Annotated in this window: 17 protein-coding genes; 9 read left to right on the forward strand and 8 right to left on the reverse strand. The window is 68.6% G+C overall.

The genetic code is table 11. The annotated features are described in order from the left end of the window. The first annotated feature begins 9 nt into the window (after positions 1-9). The 5 genes from BLR21_RS14120 (at position 10) to BLR21_RS14140 (ending at position 4,385) form a co-directional block, all read left to right on the forward strand. Positions 10-198 carry a hypothetical protein gene (locus BLR21_RS14120; protein ID WP_030474577.1) on the forward strand — a complete coding sequence of 63 codons (189 nt, stop codon included), beginning with the start codon at positions 10-12 and terminating at the stop codon, positions 196-198. Further along, positions 199-927 (forward strand): beta/alpha barrel domain-containing protein, encoded by a 729-nt coding sequence (locus BLR21_RS14125; RefSeq protein ID WP_090006289.1) that lies wholly within the window; start codon positions 199-201, stop codon positions 925-927. Next, a complete protein-coding gene (locus BLR21_RS14130; RefSeq protein ID WP_030474579.1) occupies positions 924-2,192 on the forward strand; it encodes a beta-ketoacyl-[acyl-carrier-protein] synthase family protein in 1,269 nt (422 codons plus the stop codon). Before BLR21_RS14125 ends, BLR21_RS14130 begins: the two co-directional genes overlap by 4 nt. Then, positions 2,189-3,403, forward strand: coding sequence for a ketosynthase chain-length factor (locus BLR21_RS14135; protein ID WP_030474580.1), 1,215 nt, complete (start codon positions 2,189-2,191; stop codon positions 3,401-3,403). The genes BLR21_RS14130 and BLR21_RS14135 overlap by 4 nt, the downstream gene beginning before the upstream one ends. A 64-nt stretch (positions 3,404-3,467) precedes the next feature. Further along, positions 3,468-4,385 (forward strand): acyltransferase domain-containing protein, encoded by a 918-nt coding sequence (locus BLR21_RS14140; protein ID WP_176929627.1) that lies wholly within the window; start codon positions 3,468-3,470, stop codon positions 4,383-4,385. A gap of 173 nt (positions 4,386-4,558) precedes the next feature. Here BLR21_RS14140 and BLR21_RS14145 read toward each other — a convergent pair whose 3' ends face one another. Further along, entirely contained in the window at positions 4,559-5,335 is a 777-nt protein-coding gene (locus BLR21_RS14145; protein ID WP_090006291.1) for a cyclase family protein, read from the reverse strand. Positions 5,336-5,427: 92 nt separating this feature from the next. Here BLR21_RS14145 and BLR21_RS14150 point away from each other — a divergent pair, with 92 nt between their 5' ends. The 3 genes from BLR21_RS14150 to BLR21_RS14160 are packed head-to-tail and all read left to right on the forward strand — an operon-like array spanning position 5,428 to position 7,668. Further along, on the forward strand, positions 5,428-5,718 hold the full coding sequence (locus BLR21_RS14150) for an antibiotic biosynthesis monooxygenase family protein (protein WP_090006292.1): 291 nt from the start codon (positions 5,428-5,430) through the stop codon (positions 5,716-5,718). Beyond that, the gene (locus BLR21_RS14155; protein ID WP_090006293.1) at positions 5,715-6,725 is read left to right on the forward strand and encodes a CaiB/BaiF CoA transferase family protein; all 1,011 of its coding nucleotides are present in this window, start codon (positions 5,715-5,717) and stop codon (positions 6,723-6,725) included. Before BLR21_RS14150 ends, BLR21_RS14155 begins: the two co-directional genes overlap by 4 nt. 10 nt (positions 6,726-6,735) lie before the next feature. Continuing rightward, positions 6,736-7,668, forward strand: coding sequence for an LLM class F420-dependent oxidoreductase (locus BLR21_RS14160; protein ID WP_090006294.1), 933 nt, complete (start codon positions 6,736-6,738; stop codon positions 7,666-7,668). Positions 7,669-7,697: 29 nt separating this feature from the next. On the opposite strand, the gene BLR21_RS14165 is transcribed toward BLR21_RS14160, so the two are convergent. From BLR21_RS14165 to lpdA, 6 genes are all read right to left on the reverse strand, one after another. Next, entirely contained in the window at positions 7,698-8,192 is a 495-nt protein-coding gene (locus BLR21_RS14165) for a hypothetical protein (protein ID WP_143027721.1), read from the reverse strand. Positions 8,193-8,246: 54 nt separating this feature from the next. Beyond that, complete coding sequence (lipB, locus tag BLR21_RS14170; RefSeq protein WP_090006296.1) at positions 8,247-8,975, reverse strand: lipoyl(octanoyl) transferase LipB; 729 nt, start codon at positions 8,973-8,975, stop codon at positions 8,247-8,249. Continuing rightward, positions 8,932-9,510, reverse strand: a complete 579-nt coding sequence (locus tag BLR21_RS14175; protein WP_090006297.1) for a phosphatase PAP2 family protein — start codon at positions 9,508-9,510, stop codon at positions 8,932-8,934. Before BLR21_RS14175 ends, lipB begins: the two co-directional genes overlap by 44 nt. Continuing rightward, positions 9,507-10,397, reverse strand: a complete 891-nt coding sequence (locus BLR21_RS14180) for a TIGR01777 family oxidoreductase (protein ID WP_090006298.1) — start codon at positions 10,395-10,397, stop codon at positions 9,507-9,509. The genes BLR21_RS14175 and BLR21_RS14180 overlap by 4 nt, the downstream gene beginning before the upstream one ends. A 157-nt stretch (positions 10,398-10,554) precedes the next feature. After that, positions 10,555-12,282 (reverse strand): 2-oxoglutarate dehydrogenase, E2 component, dihydrolipoamide succinyltransferase, encoded by a 1,728-nt coding sequence (gene sucB / locus BLR21_RS14185; protein WP_090006299.1) that lies wholly within the window; start codon positions 12,280-12,282, stop codon positions 10,555-10,557. Positions 12,283-12,333: 51 nt separating this feature from the next. Continuing rightward, entirely contained in the window at positions 12,334-13,722 is a 1,389-nt protein-coding gene (gene lpdA / locus BLR21_RS14190; RefSeq protein ID WP_256334675.1) for a dihydrolipoyl dehydrogenase, read from the reverse strand. Between the two features lie 179 nt (positions 13,723-13,901). Between lpdA and BLR21_RS14195 the strand changes: the two genes are divergently transcribed. Beyond that, positions 13,902-14,228: an oxidoreductase gene (locus BLR21_RS14195; protein WP_030474592.1), complete on the forward strand. Its 327-nt coding sequence runs from the start codon at positions 13,902-13,904 to the stop codon at positions 14,226-14,228. Here BLR21_RS14195 and BLR21_RS14200 read toward each other — a convergent pair. Beyond that, positions 14,225-14,689: an OsmC family protein gene (locus BLR21_RS14200; RefSeq protein WP_090006300.1), complete on the reverse strand. Its 465-nt coding sequence runs from the start codon at positions 14,687-14,689 to the stop codon at positions 14,225-14,227. The genes BLR21_RS14195 and BLR21_RS14200 overlap by 4 nt on opposite strands. Positions 14,690-14,736: the final 47 nt, after the last annotated feature.

Genomic DNA, 14,736 nt, shown 5'->3' on the forward strand with positions numbered 1-14,736 from the left:
GGTGACGCGATGGGGTTGGGTGGCGCGGAGTTGCTGACCGCCGCGGCACGCGCTGCAAGCCGCAACGGACTCTACGTGGTCTCCATGTACCTGGAGAAGGCCGCGGTCGAGCATCAGCGCAAGGGTTGTCCTTCTTCGGACGTGGCGCCCTGTGCCTACGAGATCGAGGCCTCCCGAGTGCTGCTGTCGGGATTCTAGATGAAGCTCTACGACATCTCGCTGCGTCGCACCAGCTTGTCCATTCCGGACAGACTGGTCGCGGCGCGGCGCCTCGACGCGCTCGGAGTCACGTTCGTCGACGGAGGCGTACCCGCCCGGTCGTTCTACCCCAGAGGATTTTTCGGCAGGGCGGCGATCGAACTCCGGTTGCGGGTCGCCACCCTCATCGCTTCCGGCGGTGCGGAGGACCTCGAAGCACTGATGGCCGCGGAAACCCCCGCGGTGGCAATAGTTGTCCAAGGGCACGGCATCTCGATGGTCCGGGAAGCCGTGCGTCAACTCGTGCGCGCCGAAAGACGAGTGATCGTCGAGGCGCGGGACTTCTTCGACGGCTGGCTGATCGACCCCGAACACGCTTTGGAGGTCGTGCTGACAGCCGCGGAGGCTGGGGCGGAAACCGTGTTGCTGCACGACACAGCGGGCAAGCTGTGGCCGGACCAGATCGGCGAGATCATCGAGTCGGTCGCGGAAACCGGTGTGCCCCTTGGATTTGGATGTCACGACGACGGAGGAACGGCCGCGAAACAGCTGTTCGCCGCCGATGCGGGGGCCGGACTCGTACAGGGGTCCTACGCCGTCGTTCGAGGTGGCCTCGATCGAGCCGATTCACCATCGGTTCATTCGGCAGAGACAGGTATCGCTCCCGTGCCCTGTCCGAGATTGGAGCAGACCGTGTCCGCACAGAAGGCGATTGGAGGTGTCCGATGAGTCGTCGCGCCGTCATCACCGGGGTGGGCGTGGTCGCACCTGGTGGCATCGGAACGAAGGCGTATTGGAAACTGCTGTCCGAAGGGCGTACGGCGACTCGCAACATCACGCACTTCGACGCGTCTCCGTACCGCTCCCGCATGGCGGGGGAAGCAGATTTCGATCCAGTGCGCGAAGGCCTGACGCCGCAGGAGATTCGCCGGCTCGACCGGGCCGCGCAGTTCGCGGTCGTCGCGGGTCGTGAGGCGATGTCCGACTCCGGCATCGAGTTCGACCAGCTCGACCCCGGCCGCATCGGTGTCTCGCTCGGCACCGCGGTCGGCTGCACGACCTCGCTGGAGCGCGAGTTCATCGTCGGCTCCGACCGGGGCAAGTACTGGGAGGTCGACCAGTCCTACGCCGTCCCGCACCTCTACGACTACTTCACGCCGTCCTCGATGGCGACGGAGCTGGCGTGGACAGTGGGCGCCGAGGGACCGGTCTCCGTGGTCTCCACGGGCTGCACCTCGGGTCTCGACTCGGTGGGTTACGCCGCCGAGCTGATCATGGAGGGCTCCGCGGACGTCGTCGTCACCGGCGGCACCGAGGCCCCGCTCTCCCCGATCACCGTGGTGTGCTTCGACGTGATCCGTGCGTCCAGCACCCGCAACGACGACCCCACCACGGCGTGCCGGCCGTTCGACAAGACCCGCGACGGCCTGGTGCTGGGCGAGGGTTGCGCGATCATCGTGCTCGAGGAGCTGGAGCACGCCCGCGCTCGCGGTGCCCACATCTACGGTGAGGTCGCCGGCTTCGCCTCGCGGTGCAACGCCTACCACATGACGGGTTTGCACCCCGAGGGCATCGAGATGTCCGACGCCATCAACATCGCGCTGAAGCAGGCGCGTGCGGATGCCACGGACGTCGGTTACATCAACGCGCACGGGTCGGGCACCAAACAGAACGACCTGCACGAGACGGCGGCTTTCAAGCGTTCGTTGGGTGCGCACGCGTACAAGACCCCGGTCTCCGGCTTCAAGTCGATGATCGGGCACTCGCTGGGCGCGATCGGTTCGCTGGAGATCGTCGGCTCGCTGCTGGCGTTCGAGCAGGACCTCATCCCGCCGACGGCGAACCTCCACGAGCAGGACCCCGAGTGCGACCTCGACTACACGCCGTTGGTGGCGCGTGAGAAGAAGGTCGACACCCTCCTGACCGTGGGCAGTGGTTTCGGTGGATTCCAGAGCGCCATGGTGCTCAAAAAGGTGGAAGGGGCAGGCCGGTGACTCGGGCAGTGGTGACGGGAATCGGCATCGCGTCTCCCAACGGTTTGGGGCCGACCGCGTACTGGCGGGCGACCCTGCACGGGGAGGCGGCGATCAAGCCGATCACCCGGTTCGACAGCGCCAACTACTGGGCGAAGATCGCCGGTGAGGTGCCTGGCTTCGAGGCAGGGCGGCACCTGCAGGGTCGCCTGCTGCCGCAGACGGACCACATGACGCGGCTGACACTGGTCGGCACGGACTGGGCGTTGCGTGGTGCGGGTGTGCAGCCGAACGACATCCCCGACACGGACATCGCGGTGATCACCGCGGCGACCGCCGGCGGGTACGAGTTCGGGCAGCGCGAACTGCAGAAGCTGTGGCACCAGGGTCCGGAGTACGTCTCGGCGTACCAGTCGTTCGCGTGGTTCTACGCGGTCAACACGGGCCAGATCTCCATCCGGCACGGCACGCGTGGTCCCGGCGCGGTGGTGGTGTCCGAGCAGGCCGGTGGCATCGACTCCATCGGTCACGCCCGGCGCCAGCTGCGCAAGGGCGTCCAGCTCGCCCTCACCGGCGGCATGGACTCGTCACTCTGCCCGTGGGCATGGGTGGCGCACCAGGCGTCGGGTTGCCTGTCCCGCAACAACAACCCGAAGCGCGCCTACCTGCCGTTCGACCGCGACGCCTCCGGGTACGTCGCGGGAGAGGGTGGCGCGATCATGGTCGTCGAGACGCCGGAGTCGGCGGCCGGTCGTCCGGGTACGCGCATCTACGGTGAGATCGTCGGGTACGCCGCGACGTTCGACTCGAAGATGCCGTCACGGGAGCCGGGCCTGAAGCGGGCGGCCGAACTGGCGCTGCGCGACGCCGGCATGGACGCCTCGGAGATCGACGTGGTGTTCGCCGACGCGGCGGGCATCCCCGAGCTCGACAAGGCCGAGGCCGAGGCGATCAAGGGCATCTTCGGGCCGTACGGCGTGCCGGTGACGGCGCCGAAGACCATGACCGGGCGCCTGTTCGCCGGCGGTGGCTCCCTCGACGTGGCGTCGGCGATCCTCTCCATCTACTGGAGCGCGATCCCGCCGACCGTCAACGTCGAGAACCTCGTGCCGGAGTACGAGCTCGACCTGGTGATGAACGAGGCGCGGCACGGCAAGATCAAGGCCGCGCTGGTGCTCGGACGCGGCAAGGGCGGCTACAACTCCGCCATGGTGGTCCGCGAGTACAGGTGATGTCATGCCTCAAGGCCGTGAAGGTGTTCCCTTCACGGCCTTGAGCCGTTTCTGGAGGCGTGTTGTGGACGTAGCACTGATGTTTCCGGGCCAGGGATCGCAGTACCCGCGGATGGCGGCGTCCCTGTACGGCACGGATGCCGTGTTCACCTCGGTGATCGACGAGGTGTTCGAACTGTTCGGCGAGGTCGGTTCGGTCGCCTGCGAGGACTGGCTCGCCGGTGCCGACATCGACCACGTGTCCCGCGCGCAGCCGTTGCTGTTCGCGGTCGACTACGCGTTGGGACGCACCGTTCTGTCGTGGGGCGTCGAGCCGGTGGCGTTGATCGGGCACTCCGCCGGTGAGGTCGTCGCGGCGACGCTGGCGGGCGTGTTCTCGTTGGAGGAAGCCGTCTCCCTGGTGCGGGACCGGGTGCTGTCGGCCGTGCCGATCCCTTCCGGCGGCATGCTGGCCGCAGCCGCCTCCGAGGCGGATCTGTTGCCGTACCTGGAAGGCGACGTCGCGATCGCCGCCGTGAACTCCGCGCGGCAGACGATGCTGGCCGGGTCCGACGAACCGCTCGCCCGTGTGCGCGCACGGCTGGAGGCCGACGAGTACATCGTCGTGACGGTGCCGGCGTCGACGCCGTTCCACAGCCCGGCGATGCAGCCCGCCGTGGACGAGGCGCTGGCGTCGTGGAGTGCTTCGCCCCGTGCGCCGCGAATGCCGCTGTACTCGGGCTACACGGGCAAGCTGATGACGCCTCAAGACGCGCTGTCCGCGCGTTTCTGGACTCGCCAGCTGACCGACGCCGTCTACTTCGGACCGGCGCTGAACGAGCTCGTGGCGATGTACGACGTGCTGCTGGTGGAAGCCGGTCCCGGCCAGACCCTGACGTCGTTCGCACGCCGCACGAAGGCCGTGCGGTCCGGTGCGTCGCAGGTGCTGCCGTTGCTGGACTCCTCGGACACCGTCGACGCCGCTCGCGCTCGTCTGGTGTGACTCGGCGATATAAAAGGGCCGCCCTCTCCCAGTTGAACTCTCCTGGGGGAAGGGCGGCCCTTTGGCGGTGTCTAGTCGATGCCGCGGACGATGTGGTCTTCGTTCTCCGGTGGCCAATCGCTGTTTTCCATACCTACGAAGGTAGGTACCGTGATTCAGCTCTCACTTGAGACCTAGTCGTCGAGCAGGGCGACCGCGCGGGTCCAGCCCGCCCCGGCACCCTTGATCTTGACGGGGAACGCGACGACGGTGAACCCGAAGTCCGGCAACGCCTCCAGGTTCGCGAGGCGCTCGATCTGGCAGTACTCGCGGTCACGCCCGGCGAAGTGCGCGGGCCACAGCACGCTCTCGTCCTTGGTCGTCAGGTAGCGCTTGACGATGTCCGGGAACGGCGCGTCGAGGCTGAACGCGTCGGTGGCGATCACCTTGACTCCCAGGTCCAGCAGGAAGTTCGTGGCGGGACCGTCGAGTCCGGTGTAGTCGGTGAAGTAGGTCTGGGTGCCCGCGTGCTCGGCGGCGCCGGTGTCGAGGATGACGATGTCCATCGGCTTCGGCGTGTAGCCGATGCGGGCGAACTCCTTCTCCAGCACCTCCACGCCGATGACGCCGGTGCCGTGGCCGCGGACGTCGAGCTTCACGCCGGGGTTGTGGAACCACTCCAGCGGCATCTCGTCGATGTGGCGGGGGATTCCGTTGCCGTACGTGGTCTTCGAGCCGTAGTGGGACGGCGCGTCGACGTGCGTTCCGGTGTGGGAGGTGAGGCTGATCCGGTCCAGGGTCAGGAATTCGGAGTCCCGCAGCACGGAGACGTCGAACTCGATGCCGAGCCGCGCCTTGAGCTGCTCGGCCATGTGTTCGGCACCCTGGGCGGCCGTGAGCACCTCGTGCGTCACCGGGTCCGCTTCGTACGCGGATGCGTCAATGTGGGAAGACAGATCGATGATGCGCATGCGTTCGAGCTTGGCGGGCGTTCCTTGAGCACGTCTCAAGAGGCGGTGTGCATGGTTTTTCTAGCCTGACACCGTTTTGGAGGAGCCACCTCATGATCACCTTCCTCAACCGCTTCACGCTCACCGGTGACCCCGAGGAGTTCGAGAAGGCCTTCGACGAGACGGCGGCGTTCCTGCGCGAGCAGCCGGGCCTGATCAGGTACACGCTCTCGCGCCAGCTGGACGACCCGGCGTCGTACATCAACATCGCGTTGTGGGAGAGCGCCGACGCCCTGCGCGCGGCGCTGGCCCACCCGGACTTCGGCAACCACGCCAAGGCCATGCGCGGCCTGGCCGAGTCCACGGGCGCGATCTTCAACCCGCGCCTGTCCTTTGAAGCCTGATGGGGCCGCTTGACGGGCTGAAGGTCGTCGAGTTCGGCGGCATCGGTCCCGGCCCGCACGGCGCGATGCTGCTGGCGGACCTCGGCGCGGAGGTCGTGCGCGTCGAACGTCCGTCCGGCGGGCTGTCCGTGGTGCCGGACGCCTCCCGCGACTTCCTGTTGCGCGGCAGGCGTTCGGTGTCCGCGGACCTGAAGTCCGCGGACGGGAGGGCGGCGGTGCTGGCGTTGGTCTCGTCGGCCGACGTGGTGATCGAGGGCTTCCGCCCCGGCGTGCTGGAGCGGCTCGGTCTCGGGCCGTCCGACTGCCTGGCGGTCAACCCCGGCCTGATCTACGCGCGGATGACCGGGTGGGGCCAGGACGGGCCGCTGGCCCAGCGCGCCGGGCACGACATCAACTACCTGTCGGTCACCGGGGTGCTGCACGCGATCGGCAAGCCGCCGCTCAACCTGGTCGGCGACTTCGGTGGTGGCTCGCTCTACCTGGTGCTGGGCGTGCTGGCGGCGTTGTGGGAACGGCAGCGCACCGGGCTCGGCCAGGTCGTCGACGCGGCGATCGTCGACGGGGTGGCGTCGCTCGCGCAGATGATCTGGTCGATGAGGTCGCAGTCGGTGTGGGAGGACTCGCCGGAGTCGAACCTGCTCGACGGCGGGTGCCCGTTCTACTCGATCTACGAGTGCGCGGACGGCCGGTCCGTCGCGGTGGGGTCGCTGGAACCGCAGTTCTACGCCCTGCTGCTGGCAGGGCTGGAACTGTCCGCTTCGGACCTGCCCGACCAGATGGACCGCGACTCGTGGCCGTTGCTGCGCAAGACGTTCGCCGAGGCGTTCCTGACCCGTACGCGCGACGAGTGGTCGGAGGTGTTCGCCTCGTCCGACGCCTGCGTGACTCCGGTGCTGAGTCTGGAGGAGGCGGTCTCGCATCCGCACCTGGTCGCACGCGGAGTGTTCACCTCCGACGGGGCGGCCGTGCCCGCACCACGCTTTTCCGCGGAGTTTTTCGGGGACTAGATTCGAGTTCGTGGAACTGCGCATCTTCACCGAGCCCCAGCAGGGGGCGAGCTACGACGACCTGCTCCGGGTGGCCAGGACGGCCGAGGACGCCGGCTACGGCGCCTTCTTCCGCTCCGACCACTACCTCCAGATGGGCTCGGCCGACGGACTGCCCGGCCCGACCGACCCGTGGATCACGTTCGCCGGGCTGGCCCGCGACACGTCGACGATCCGCCTGGGCACGCTGATGACCGCCGCGACGTTCCGCCACCCCGGACCGCTGGCCATCAGCGTCGCCCAGGTCGACCAGATGTCGGGCGGCCGGGTGGAGTTCGGCATCGGCGCCGGGTGGTACGAGGCCGAGCACAACGCGTACGGCATCCCGTTCCCGTCGCTGGGGGAGCGCTTCGACCGTTACGAGGAGCAGGTCGCGATCATCACCGGCCTGTGGGAGACCCCGGTCGGCGGCACCTTCTCGTTCGAGGGCAAGCACTACACGCTCACCGACTCGCCCGCGCTGCCCAAGCCCGCGCAGGAGCGCGTCCCGCTGCTGATCGGCGGCATGGGCGCCAAGCGCACCCCTGCCTTGGCCGCGTCCTGCGCCACCGAGTTCAACCTGCCGTTCGTCGGCATCGACGCCGCCGCCGAGCAGTTCGCCCGTGTCGACGCCGCGTGCGAGGAGATCGGCCGCGACCCGAAGGAGATCATCCGTTCGGTCGCGCTCGTCGCGTGCGTCGGCCGCACCGACGCCGACGTCGCCCGCCGGGCCGCCGCGATCGGCCGCGAAGCGGGCGAACTCAGGGAGAACGGCCTGGCCGGCACCCCGGCCGAGGTCGCCCACCGCATCGGCGCGTGGCGCGAGGCGACCGGCATCCAGCGCGTCTACCTGCAGATCCTGGATCTCGCCGACCTCGACCACATCACCGAGATCGCCACGGACGTCGCCCCGCAGCTGATCTGACGCAGCTCTGATATATCGCGTATTGGATATCAGGCGAGCGCTTTGCGGACCGCTGACGGCATCGGCAGGACGTAGTTCGCGAACCGCCGCCGATATCCGATATATCGCAGCTGGAGGCCGGGCTCGTCGAAGTAGCGTTTCTCCAGCCTGTCCTGCCCGAGCACCAGCTTCAGCCCACGTCCGAGCATCGACGGAGAGTCGAGGCCGAAGCGGGCCCGCAGCACATCGGCGGCCGCATGGTCGCCGAACTCCAGCGCTGCCCGCCGCACGGACTCGACCGGCACCATCAGGTACTGCTCGTCGGCGCGGACCCCGTCACGGTGTGCGATGCCCAATGCTTTGAGGGCCTTCTGGTGTGCTCCACCATCGAGGCCGAGGTAGTACTGCTCCCAGTCGCTGACCTGGATCTCACCGCTCCACGTCCGAGCGAGTGCGGCCGCCGCCGCCGACTCGTTCGAACTGATTCCGCCTGCCAGCGCCGTTAATCCGGCAGCAGCCAACAACTGGCGTCGGGATAACCTCACGACGCACCCTCCTCCGAATTCCCCCAGGAGACGCCACAGGTTCTCGCCGCGGGGCTACGGAATGCTAGCGAAGGTGATACCCGGGGCGACGGGGCCAGTGCGGGTCAGCGTGCGGTCCGTCAGGGGAAGCGTTCCGTCGAGCGCCGCGAGCACTGCGTCACGGGCGAGCGGCAGGACCTCGGCGACGGTGACGTCGCGGCCCAGCTCCTGTGAGAGGGAAGCGACGCCCGCGTCCTTGATCCCGCAGGGAATGATGTCGCCGAACGCGTCGAGGCTCGCGTTGCAGTTGATCTCGAAGCCGTGCATGGTCACGCCACGCTGCACGCGGATGCCGATGGCGGCGACCTTGCGCTCCGGCCCGCGGTCGTCGGCGGGCAGCCACACGCCGCTGCGGCCCTCGATCCGGCCGGTGTGCACGCCGAGCCGGTCGCACACGTCGATCAGGCCCTGCTCGACGCGCCGCACGTACTCCACGACGTCGATCGGATCGGCGAGCTTGACGATCGGGTAGCCGACCAGCTGGCCCGGGCCGTGCCAGGTGATCTTGCCGCCGCGGTCGACGTCGATGACGGGGGTGTCGCCACCGCGCGGGCGCTCCTCGTCGAGGGTGCGCCGGCCGCAGGTGTAGACGGGCGGGTGTTCGAGCAGCAGGAGGGTGTCCGGGCGGGTGCCGTTGGCGCGCGCCTCCGCGATCTCCTTCTGCAGGTCCCACGCCGCCATGTAGTCGATGAGCCCCAGCTCACGGATCACGACGGGGTCTGACGAGGTCCGGCACGAGTTCACGACCCGACGTTACCAACCCCAGGAGCATGGCCGCCAAAAGTCCGATGCCCGTCACACCCAGCACCGCGCCGACGACATCGGTGACCCAGTGCATCTCCAGGATGATCCTCGCGAATCCCGCCACCAGCACCGCGAGCACCGCCCACAGCACACCGCGCTTCAGCAGGACGACCATCGTGAAACCGACCGACGCGACCGCCACCGTGTGCCCGCTCGGATAGCTCGGCAGGTGGTACTCGACGGGCCGCACGCGGTCGAACAGGAACCGCGTCAGCAAGGTCGCGCAGCACAGCGCGTGCAACGCCAGGCCCTTCCAGAGCCGCAGGTCGCGCCGCCGCCAGGCCAGGACGAACAACACCGCCGCGAACGCCCACCCGATCGTCGGTCCGAGCACCAGGCTCACCGCGAACGCGGTCGTGCGCAGCCACTCGGGTCGCGGCAGTTCGTCGTGCACCCACGCGTCGAGCCCGGTCATCTCGGGAAGTCCCAGCAGGATCCACGAGATGACCAGCACCGCCGCCACCGCACGCGTCATGCGACCGCCGCGTTCAGGGCCGCCGGCAGCGTGGGATGCAGGAAGTGGAACCCGTGCCTCTCCAACACCTTCGGCGTCAGGCCCGGACCGCTGAGCAGCAGCTCCTGCGCCATCTCGGCGCCGAGCAACGTCTTGAGCGCGAACGCCGGCACCGTCCACGGAGTCGGCCGGCTCAGCGCCGTGCCGACCGCCTTGGTGAACTCGGCGTTCGTCACCGGAGCCGGGCCCGCGACGTTCACCGGCCCGCGGATCTCCTCGTGCTCGACGGCGAACCGGTAGGCGGACACGACGTCGTCCAGCGACACCCACGGGAAGAACTGCTCGCCACTGCCGAGCTTGCCGCCCAGGAAGAACTGGAACACCGGCTTGAGCCGGCCGAACACACCGCCCGACGGAGAGATGACGACAGCGGTGCGCATGAGCACGACCCGCACACCGCCTTCCTGCGCCGCGGACGTCGCCGCCTCCCAGTCCTGGGTCAGCCGCGACATGAAGGTGTGGCCGCCCGGCGCGTCCTCGTCCGCGAGGCGCGACGCGGTGTCACCGTAGAAGTGGGCGCCGGACGAGCTCACCAGCGCCGGCACCCCGTGCTCGACGCAGGCCGCCGACAGCACCTCGGCCGGCACGACCCGGCTGTCGTGCAGCACCTGCTTGCGCGCGTCGTCCCACCGCTTGTCGGCGATGCCCGCACCGCACAGGTTGATGACGGCGTCGACGCCGTCGAACGTCCCGTCGTCAACGCGCCCGGCGTACGGGTCCCAGCCGCGTTCGTCGGGTGCGGCGGCTTTGCGGCGCACCAGCCGCAGCACCTCGTGGCCGGCGGCGCGCATGGACGCCACCAGGCTCGTTCCGATCAAGCCCGACGATCCCGCGATGACGACTCGCATAGCTAGATCGTTCCCCACTCACGCACCGCGTGCACAGCCACTCCTGGCACATCTGACCCAGGATGTGCTGAAGGCCACCCCGGCAAACCGGAGTGGCCTTCAGGTCACACGTTCTGCTGATATCTGATATATCGGATATCAGTCCTGCTCAGAGTGTTCAGAGACCGAGGTCGGCCTCGAACGCGCCCTCCTCGAGACGGTTCTTGACCGTCGTGAGGAAGCGGCCCGCGTCGGCACCGTCGACCAGGCGGTGGTCGTAGGTGAGCGCGAGGTACATCATCGAGCGGATCGCGATGGTGTCGTTGCCGTCCTCGTCGGTCATGACGACCGCGCGCTTCTTGACGACGCCGACGCCCAGGATGCCGACCTGCGGCTGCTGGATGATCGGGGTGTCGAAGAGCGCGCCGTTGCTGCCGAGGTTGGTCAGCGAGAACGTGCCGCCGGCGAGCTCGTCGGGCGTGAGCTTGTTGGAGCGGGCGCGCGCAGCCAGGTCACCGATCTTGTGGGCGATGCCCGACAGGTTCAGGTCACCGGCGTTGTGGATCACGGCGTTGAGCAGGCCGCGCTCCGTGTCGATCGCCATACCGAGGTGCTCGGCACCGTGGTAGGTGACCTCCTTGCGCTCCTCGTCGATCGACGCGTTGAGCACCGGGTGGGCCTTGAGGGCCTCGATGGCGGCCTTGGCGAAGAACGGCAGGAACGTGAGCTTCGCGCCCTCGCGAGCCTCGAACGCCTTCTTGGCCTGGTTGCGCAGCCGGGCGATCTTGGTCACGTCGACCTCGAACACCTGGGTGAGCTGGGCCGAGCCCTGCAGGGACTCACGCGTGCGCTGCGCGACGATCTGACGCAGGCGCGGGAGCTTCTGCACGGTGCCGCGCTTGCCCGAGTTGTCGACCGCGGCCGGAGCCGAGGTGCGGGAGGCGGGAGCGGCAGCCGGAGCAGCGGCGGCGGGCGCGGGAGCCGGGGCCTTCTTGGCCTCGACGGCGGCCAGCACGTCCTGCTTGCGGATGCGGCCACCGACGCCGGTGCCCTTGAGCGAGCCCAGGTCGATGCCGTTCTCCGACGCGAGCTTGCGCACGAGCGGAGTGACGTACGGCGTGCCGTTCGCGTCGTCCGAAGTGGACTGCGCGGCGGCGGGAGCGGCCTGCGGAGCCGGAGCGGCGGGGGCCGGAGCCGGTGCCGGGGCGGACTGCGGGGCCGGAGCCGGAGCGGCCTGCTGGGGAGCGGGCTTGGACTCCGGGGCGGGCGCGGCGGCCGGAGCCGGGCTGCCCGAACCGATGACGGCGAGCTTGCCGCCGACCTCGACGGTCTCGTCCTCACCGGCGCTGATCTCGAGTAGCGTGCCCGCGACCGGCGACGGGATCTCGGTGTCGACCTTGTCGGTCGAGACCTCGAGCAGCGGCTCGTCGACCTCGACGCTGTCGCCGACCTGCTTGAGCCAGCGGGTGACGGTGCCCTCGGTGACGGACTCGCCGAGCGCGGGCATCGTGACGTCGGTGCCCTCGGCCGGACCACCGGACTGGGCGGGGGCCGCGGGAGCCGGAGCTTCCTGCGCCTGTTCGGACGGCTGCGCGGACGGCTGCGTCTGCTGCGGCTCGGGAGCGGACTCCTGGGCCGGGGCGGGCGCGGGCTCGGACGGTGCGGCGTCGCCGTCACCGATGACCGCGAGCTCACCGCCGACCTCGACGGTGTCGTCCTCCTGCGCGACGATCTTCTGCAGGACGCCGGCCGCCGGGGACGGGATCTCGGTGTCGACCTTGTCGGTGGACACCTCGAGCAACGGCTCGTCCACCTCCACCCGGTCGCCTTCTTGCTTCAACCACCGGGTGACCGTGCCCTCGGTGACGCTCTCACCGAGTGCGGGCATCTGGACGGAGAAGGCCATTGTTCGCTGACTCCTCGTGCTCTCGTGTGGCTGACTTTGTGTGGGGAACGGTCAGCCGTGCACGTGCAGCGGCTTGCCGGCCAGGGCGAGGAACGCCTCGCCCAGGGCTTCAGTCTGGGTCGGGTGGGCGTGGATCAGCGGAGCCACGTCCTCCGGGTAAGCCTCCCAGCTGTAGATCAGCTGTGCTTCACCGATGAGTTCGCCGACGCGCTCGCCGACCATGGTGATCCCGACGACCGGGCCGTCGGGAGCCTTGACGAGCTTCACGCCACCGGCGGTCTTGAGGATCTGGCTCTTGCCGTTGCCCGCGAGGTCGTAGACGAAAACCTCGGCGGAGCCGTACTTCTCCTTCGCGGCGGCCTCGGTGAGACCGACGGAGGCGACCTCGGGCTTGCAGTAGGTGACGCGCGGGATGCCCGCCTCGTCGATCACCTTCGGGTTCTGGCCCGCGATCTCCTCGGCCACGAAGATGCCCTGCTGGAACCCGCGGTGCGCGAGCTGCAGGCCCGGCACGATGTCGCCGACGGCGTACACGTTCTCCAGGTTCGTGCGCAGGCGCTCGTCGGTGACGACGAAGCCGCGGTCGATCTTGACGCCGGCCTCCTCGTAGCCGTGACCCGCGCTGTTCGGGCCGCGGCCGACCGCGACGAGCAGCAGGTCGGCGTCGAGGACGTCGCCGTTCTCCAGCGTGATCGACACGCCCGAGCCGGACTGGGTGGCGCCGGTGAACTTCACGCCGGTCTTGAACTTGATGCCGCGCTTGCGGAACGCGCGCTCCAGCTGCTTGGACGCGTACTCGTCCTCGGCCGGGACCAGGCGGGGCAGGGCCTCGACGATGGTCACCTCGGCGCCGAACGAACGCCACACGCTGGCGAACTCCACACCGATGACGCCGCCGCCGAGGACGACGACCTTCTCCGGGATGAAGTCCAGGTTGAGCGCCTGGTCGCTGGTGATGACCCGGCCGCCGATCTCCAGACCGGGCAGGCTGCGGGCGTACGAACCGGTCGCGAGGACCACGTTGCGGCCCGTGTAGCGCTGCCCGTTCACCTCGACGGTGTTCGGGCCGACGAATGTGCCCGCGCCCTCGACGAGGGTGACCTTGTTGGCCTTCGCGAGACCCTGCAGACCCTTGTAGAGTCGCGAGACCACGCCGTCCTTGTACGAGTTGACGCCGGCGATGTCGATGCCCTCGAGCGAGCTCTTCACGCCGAACTGGTCGCCCTCACGAGCGTTGTCCGCGACCTCGGCCGCGTGCAGCAGCGCCTTGGTCGGGATGCAACCGCGGTGCAGGCAGGTGCCGCCCAGCTTGTCCTTCTCGACCAGGACGACGGACAGGCCAAGCTCTGCCGCGCGGAATGCGCAGGCGTAGCCACCTGAACCACCGCCGAGGATGACAAGATCGGCGTTGGTGGCCGACTCCAGTTCCGGCGAAGTCACTTCGGATCTCCTCGGGATTACTTACTACGCGCGGGTGCGCGCGAGGTACGCGGCCATCTTGTCACTAGTTGCCGGAGCGTGGTGATCCGGCATGGGGCACCATGCCGGATCCTGATCATTCACCTACTCATAACACCCTTACCTGGCACCATGGTGGAGGGAAGCACAGGAGGTGCTCGATGGGGCTGTTCGATCGTTTCCGCAGGAAACCACGTCCGGGTGTGCTACGTACCGCCTCAGGCCAGGACACGAGTCATCTCGAACAGTGGACGAAGAGCCGCCACGGCGTCGAGGCCTATGTGGAACCGAAGACCACGGTGACCGAAACCACTGTGGTCCTGGTCGCCCACGACGGGGAGTGGACCCGCCGCCGGGTCGCGTCACCGGACGCCGCGAGGTCGTTCGCGCGCAAACTCGGCATGCCGATCTACGACGCGGGCATCGTGGGTTACCCGAAGCGCATGCGTGACTACACGGCGCGAAAAAAGGCCTCGGGCGATCTTTAGATCTCCACGGTCGGTTCGTGCCGCACGGGAAAATTGACGCTCGCCGCGATGAAGCACAGCGAGTGCGCTTTCTCGTGCAATGCCTGCGCCGTTTCCTTGGTGGCGGGGTCCGCGACGGTCACGACGGGGTGGAGCAGTACCTCGGTGAACCGCCCGGACCCGTCCGGGTGCTCGGCCATCGTGCCGGTCGCGCGGTCGCGGTAGCCGGTCACGACGACGCCGTTCGTCGAGGCGAGGTGCAGGTACCAGAGCATGTGGCACTGCGCGAGCGACGCGACCAGCAGTTCCTCGGGGTTGTAGCGGCTGCGGTCACCCCGGAACGACGGGTCGGACGACCCGAGGATCGTCTCCTTGCCCGCGATCCGGATCTCATGCGCGCGCTCGTAGGACTTGTAACCGGAAGTCCCGCTTCCGGTGTTGCCGGTCCAAACGACGTCGGCCTCGTACTGATGCGTCCCCATGTGGAAATACTCCTCTCATCGGGCCCAGGTATCCAGCCCCGTGAGAC

It is taken from the genome of Lentzea albidocapillata subsp. violacea, from assembly GCF_900100275.1.
GTDB lineage: Bacteria > Actinomycetota > Actinomycetes > Mycobacteriales > Pseudonocardiaceae > Lentzea > Lentzea violacea.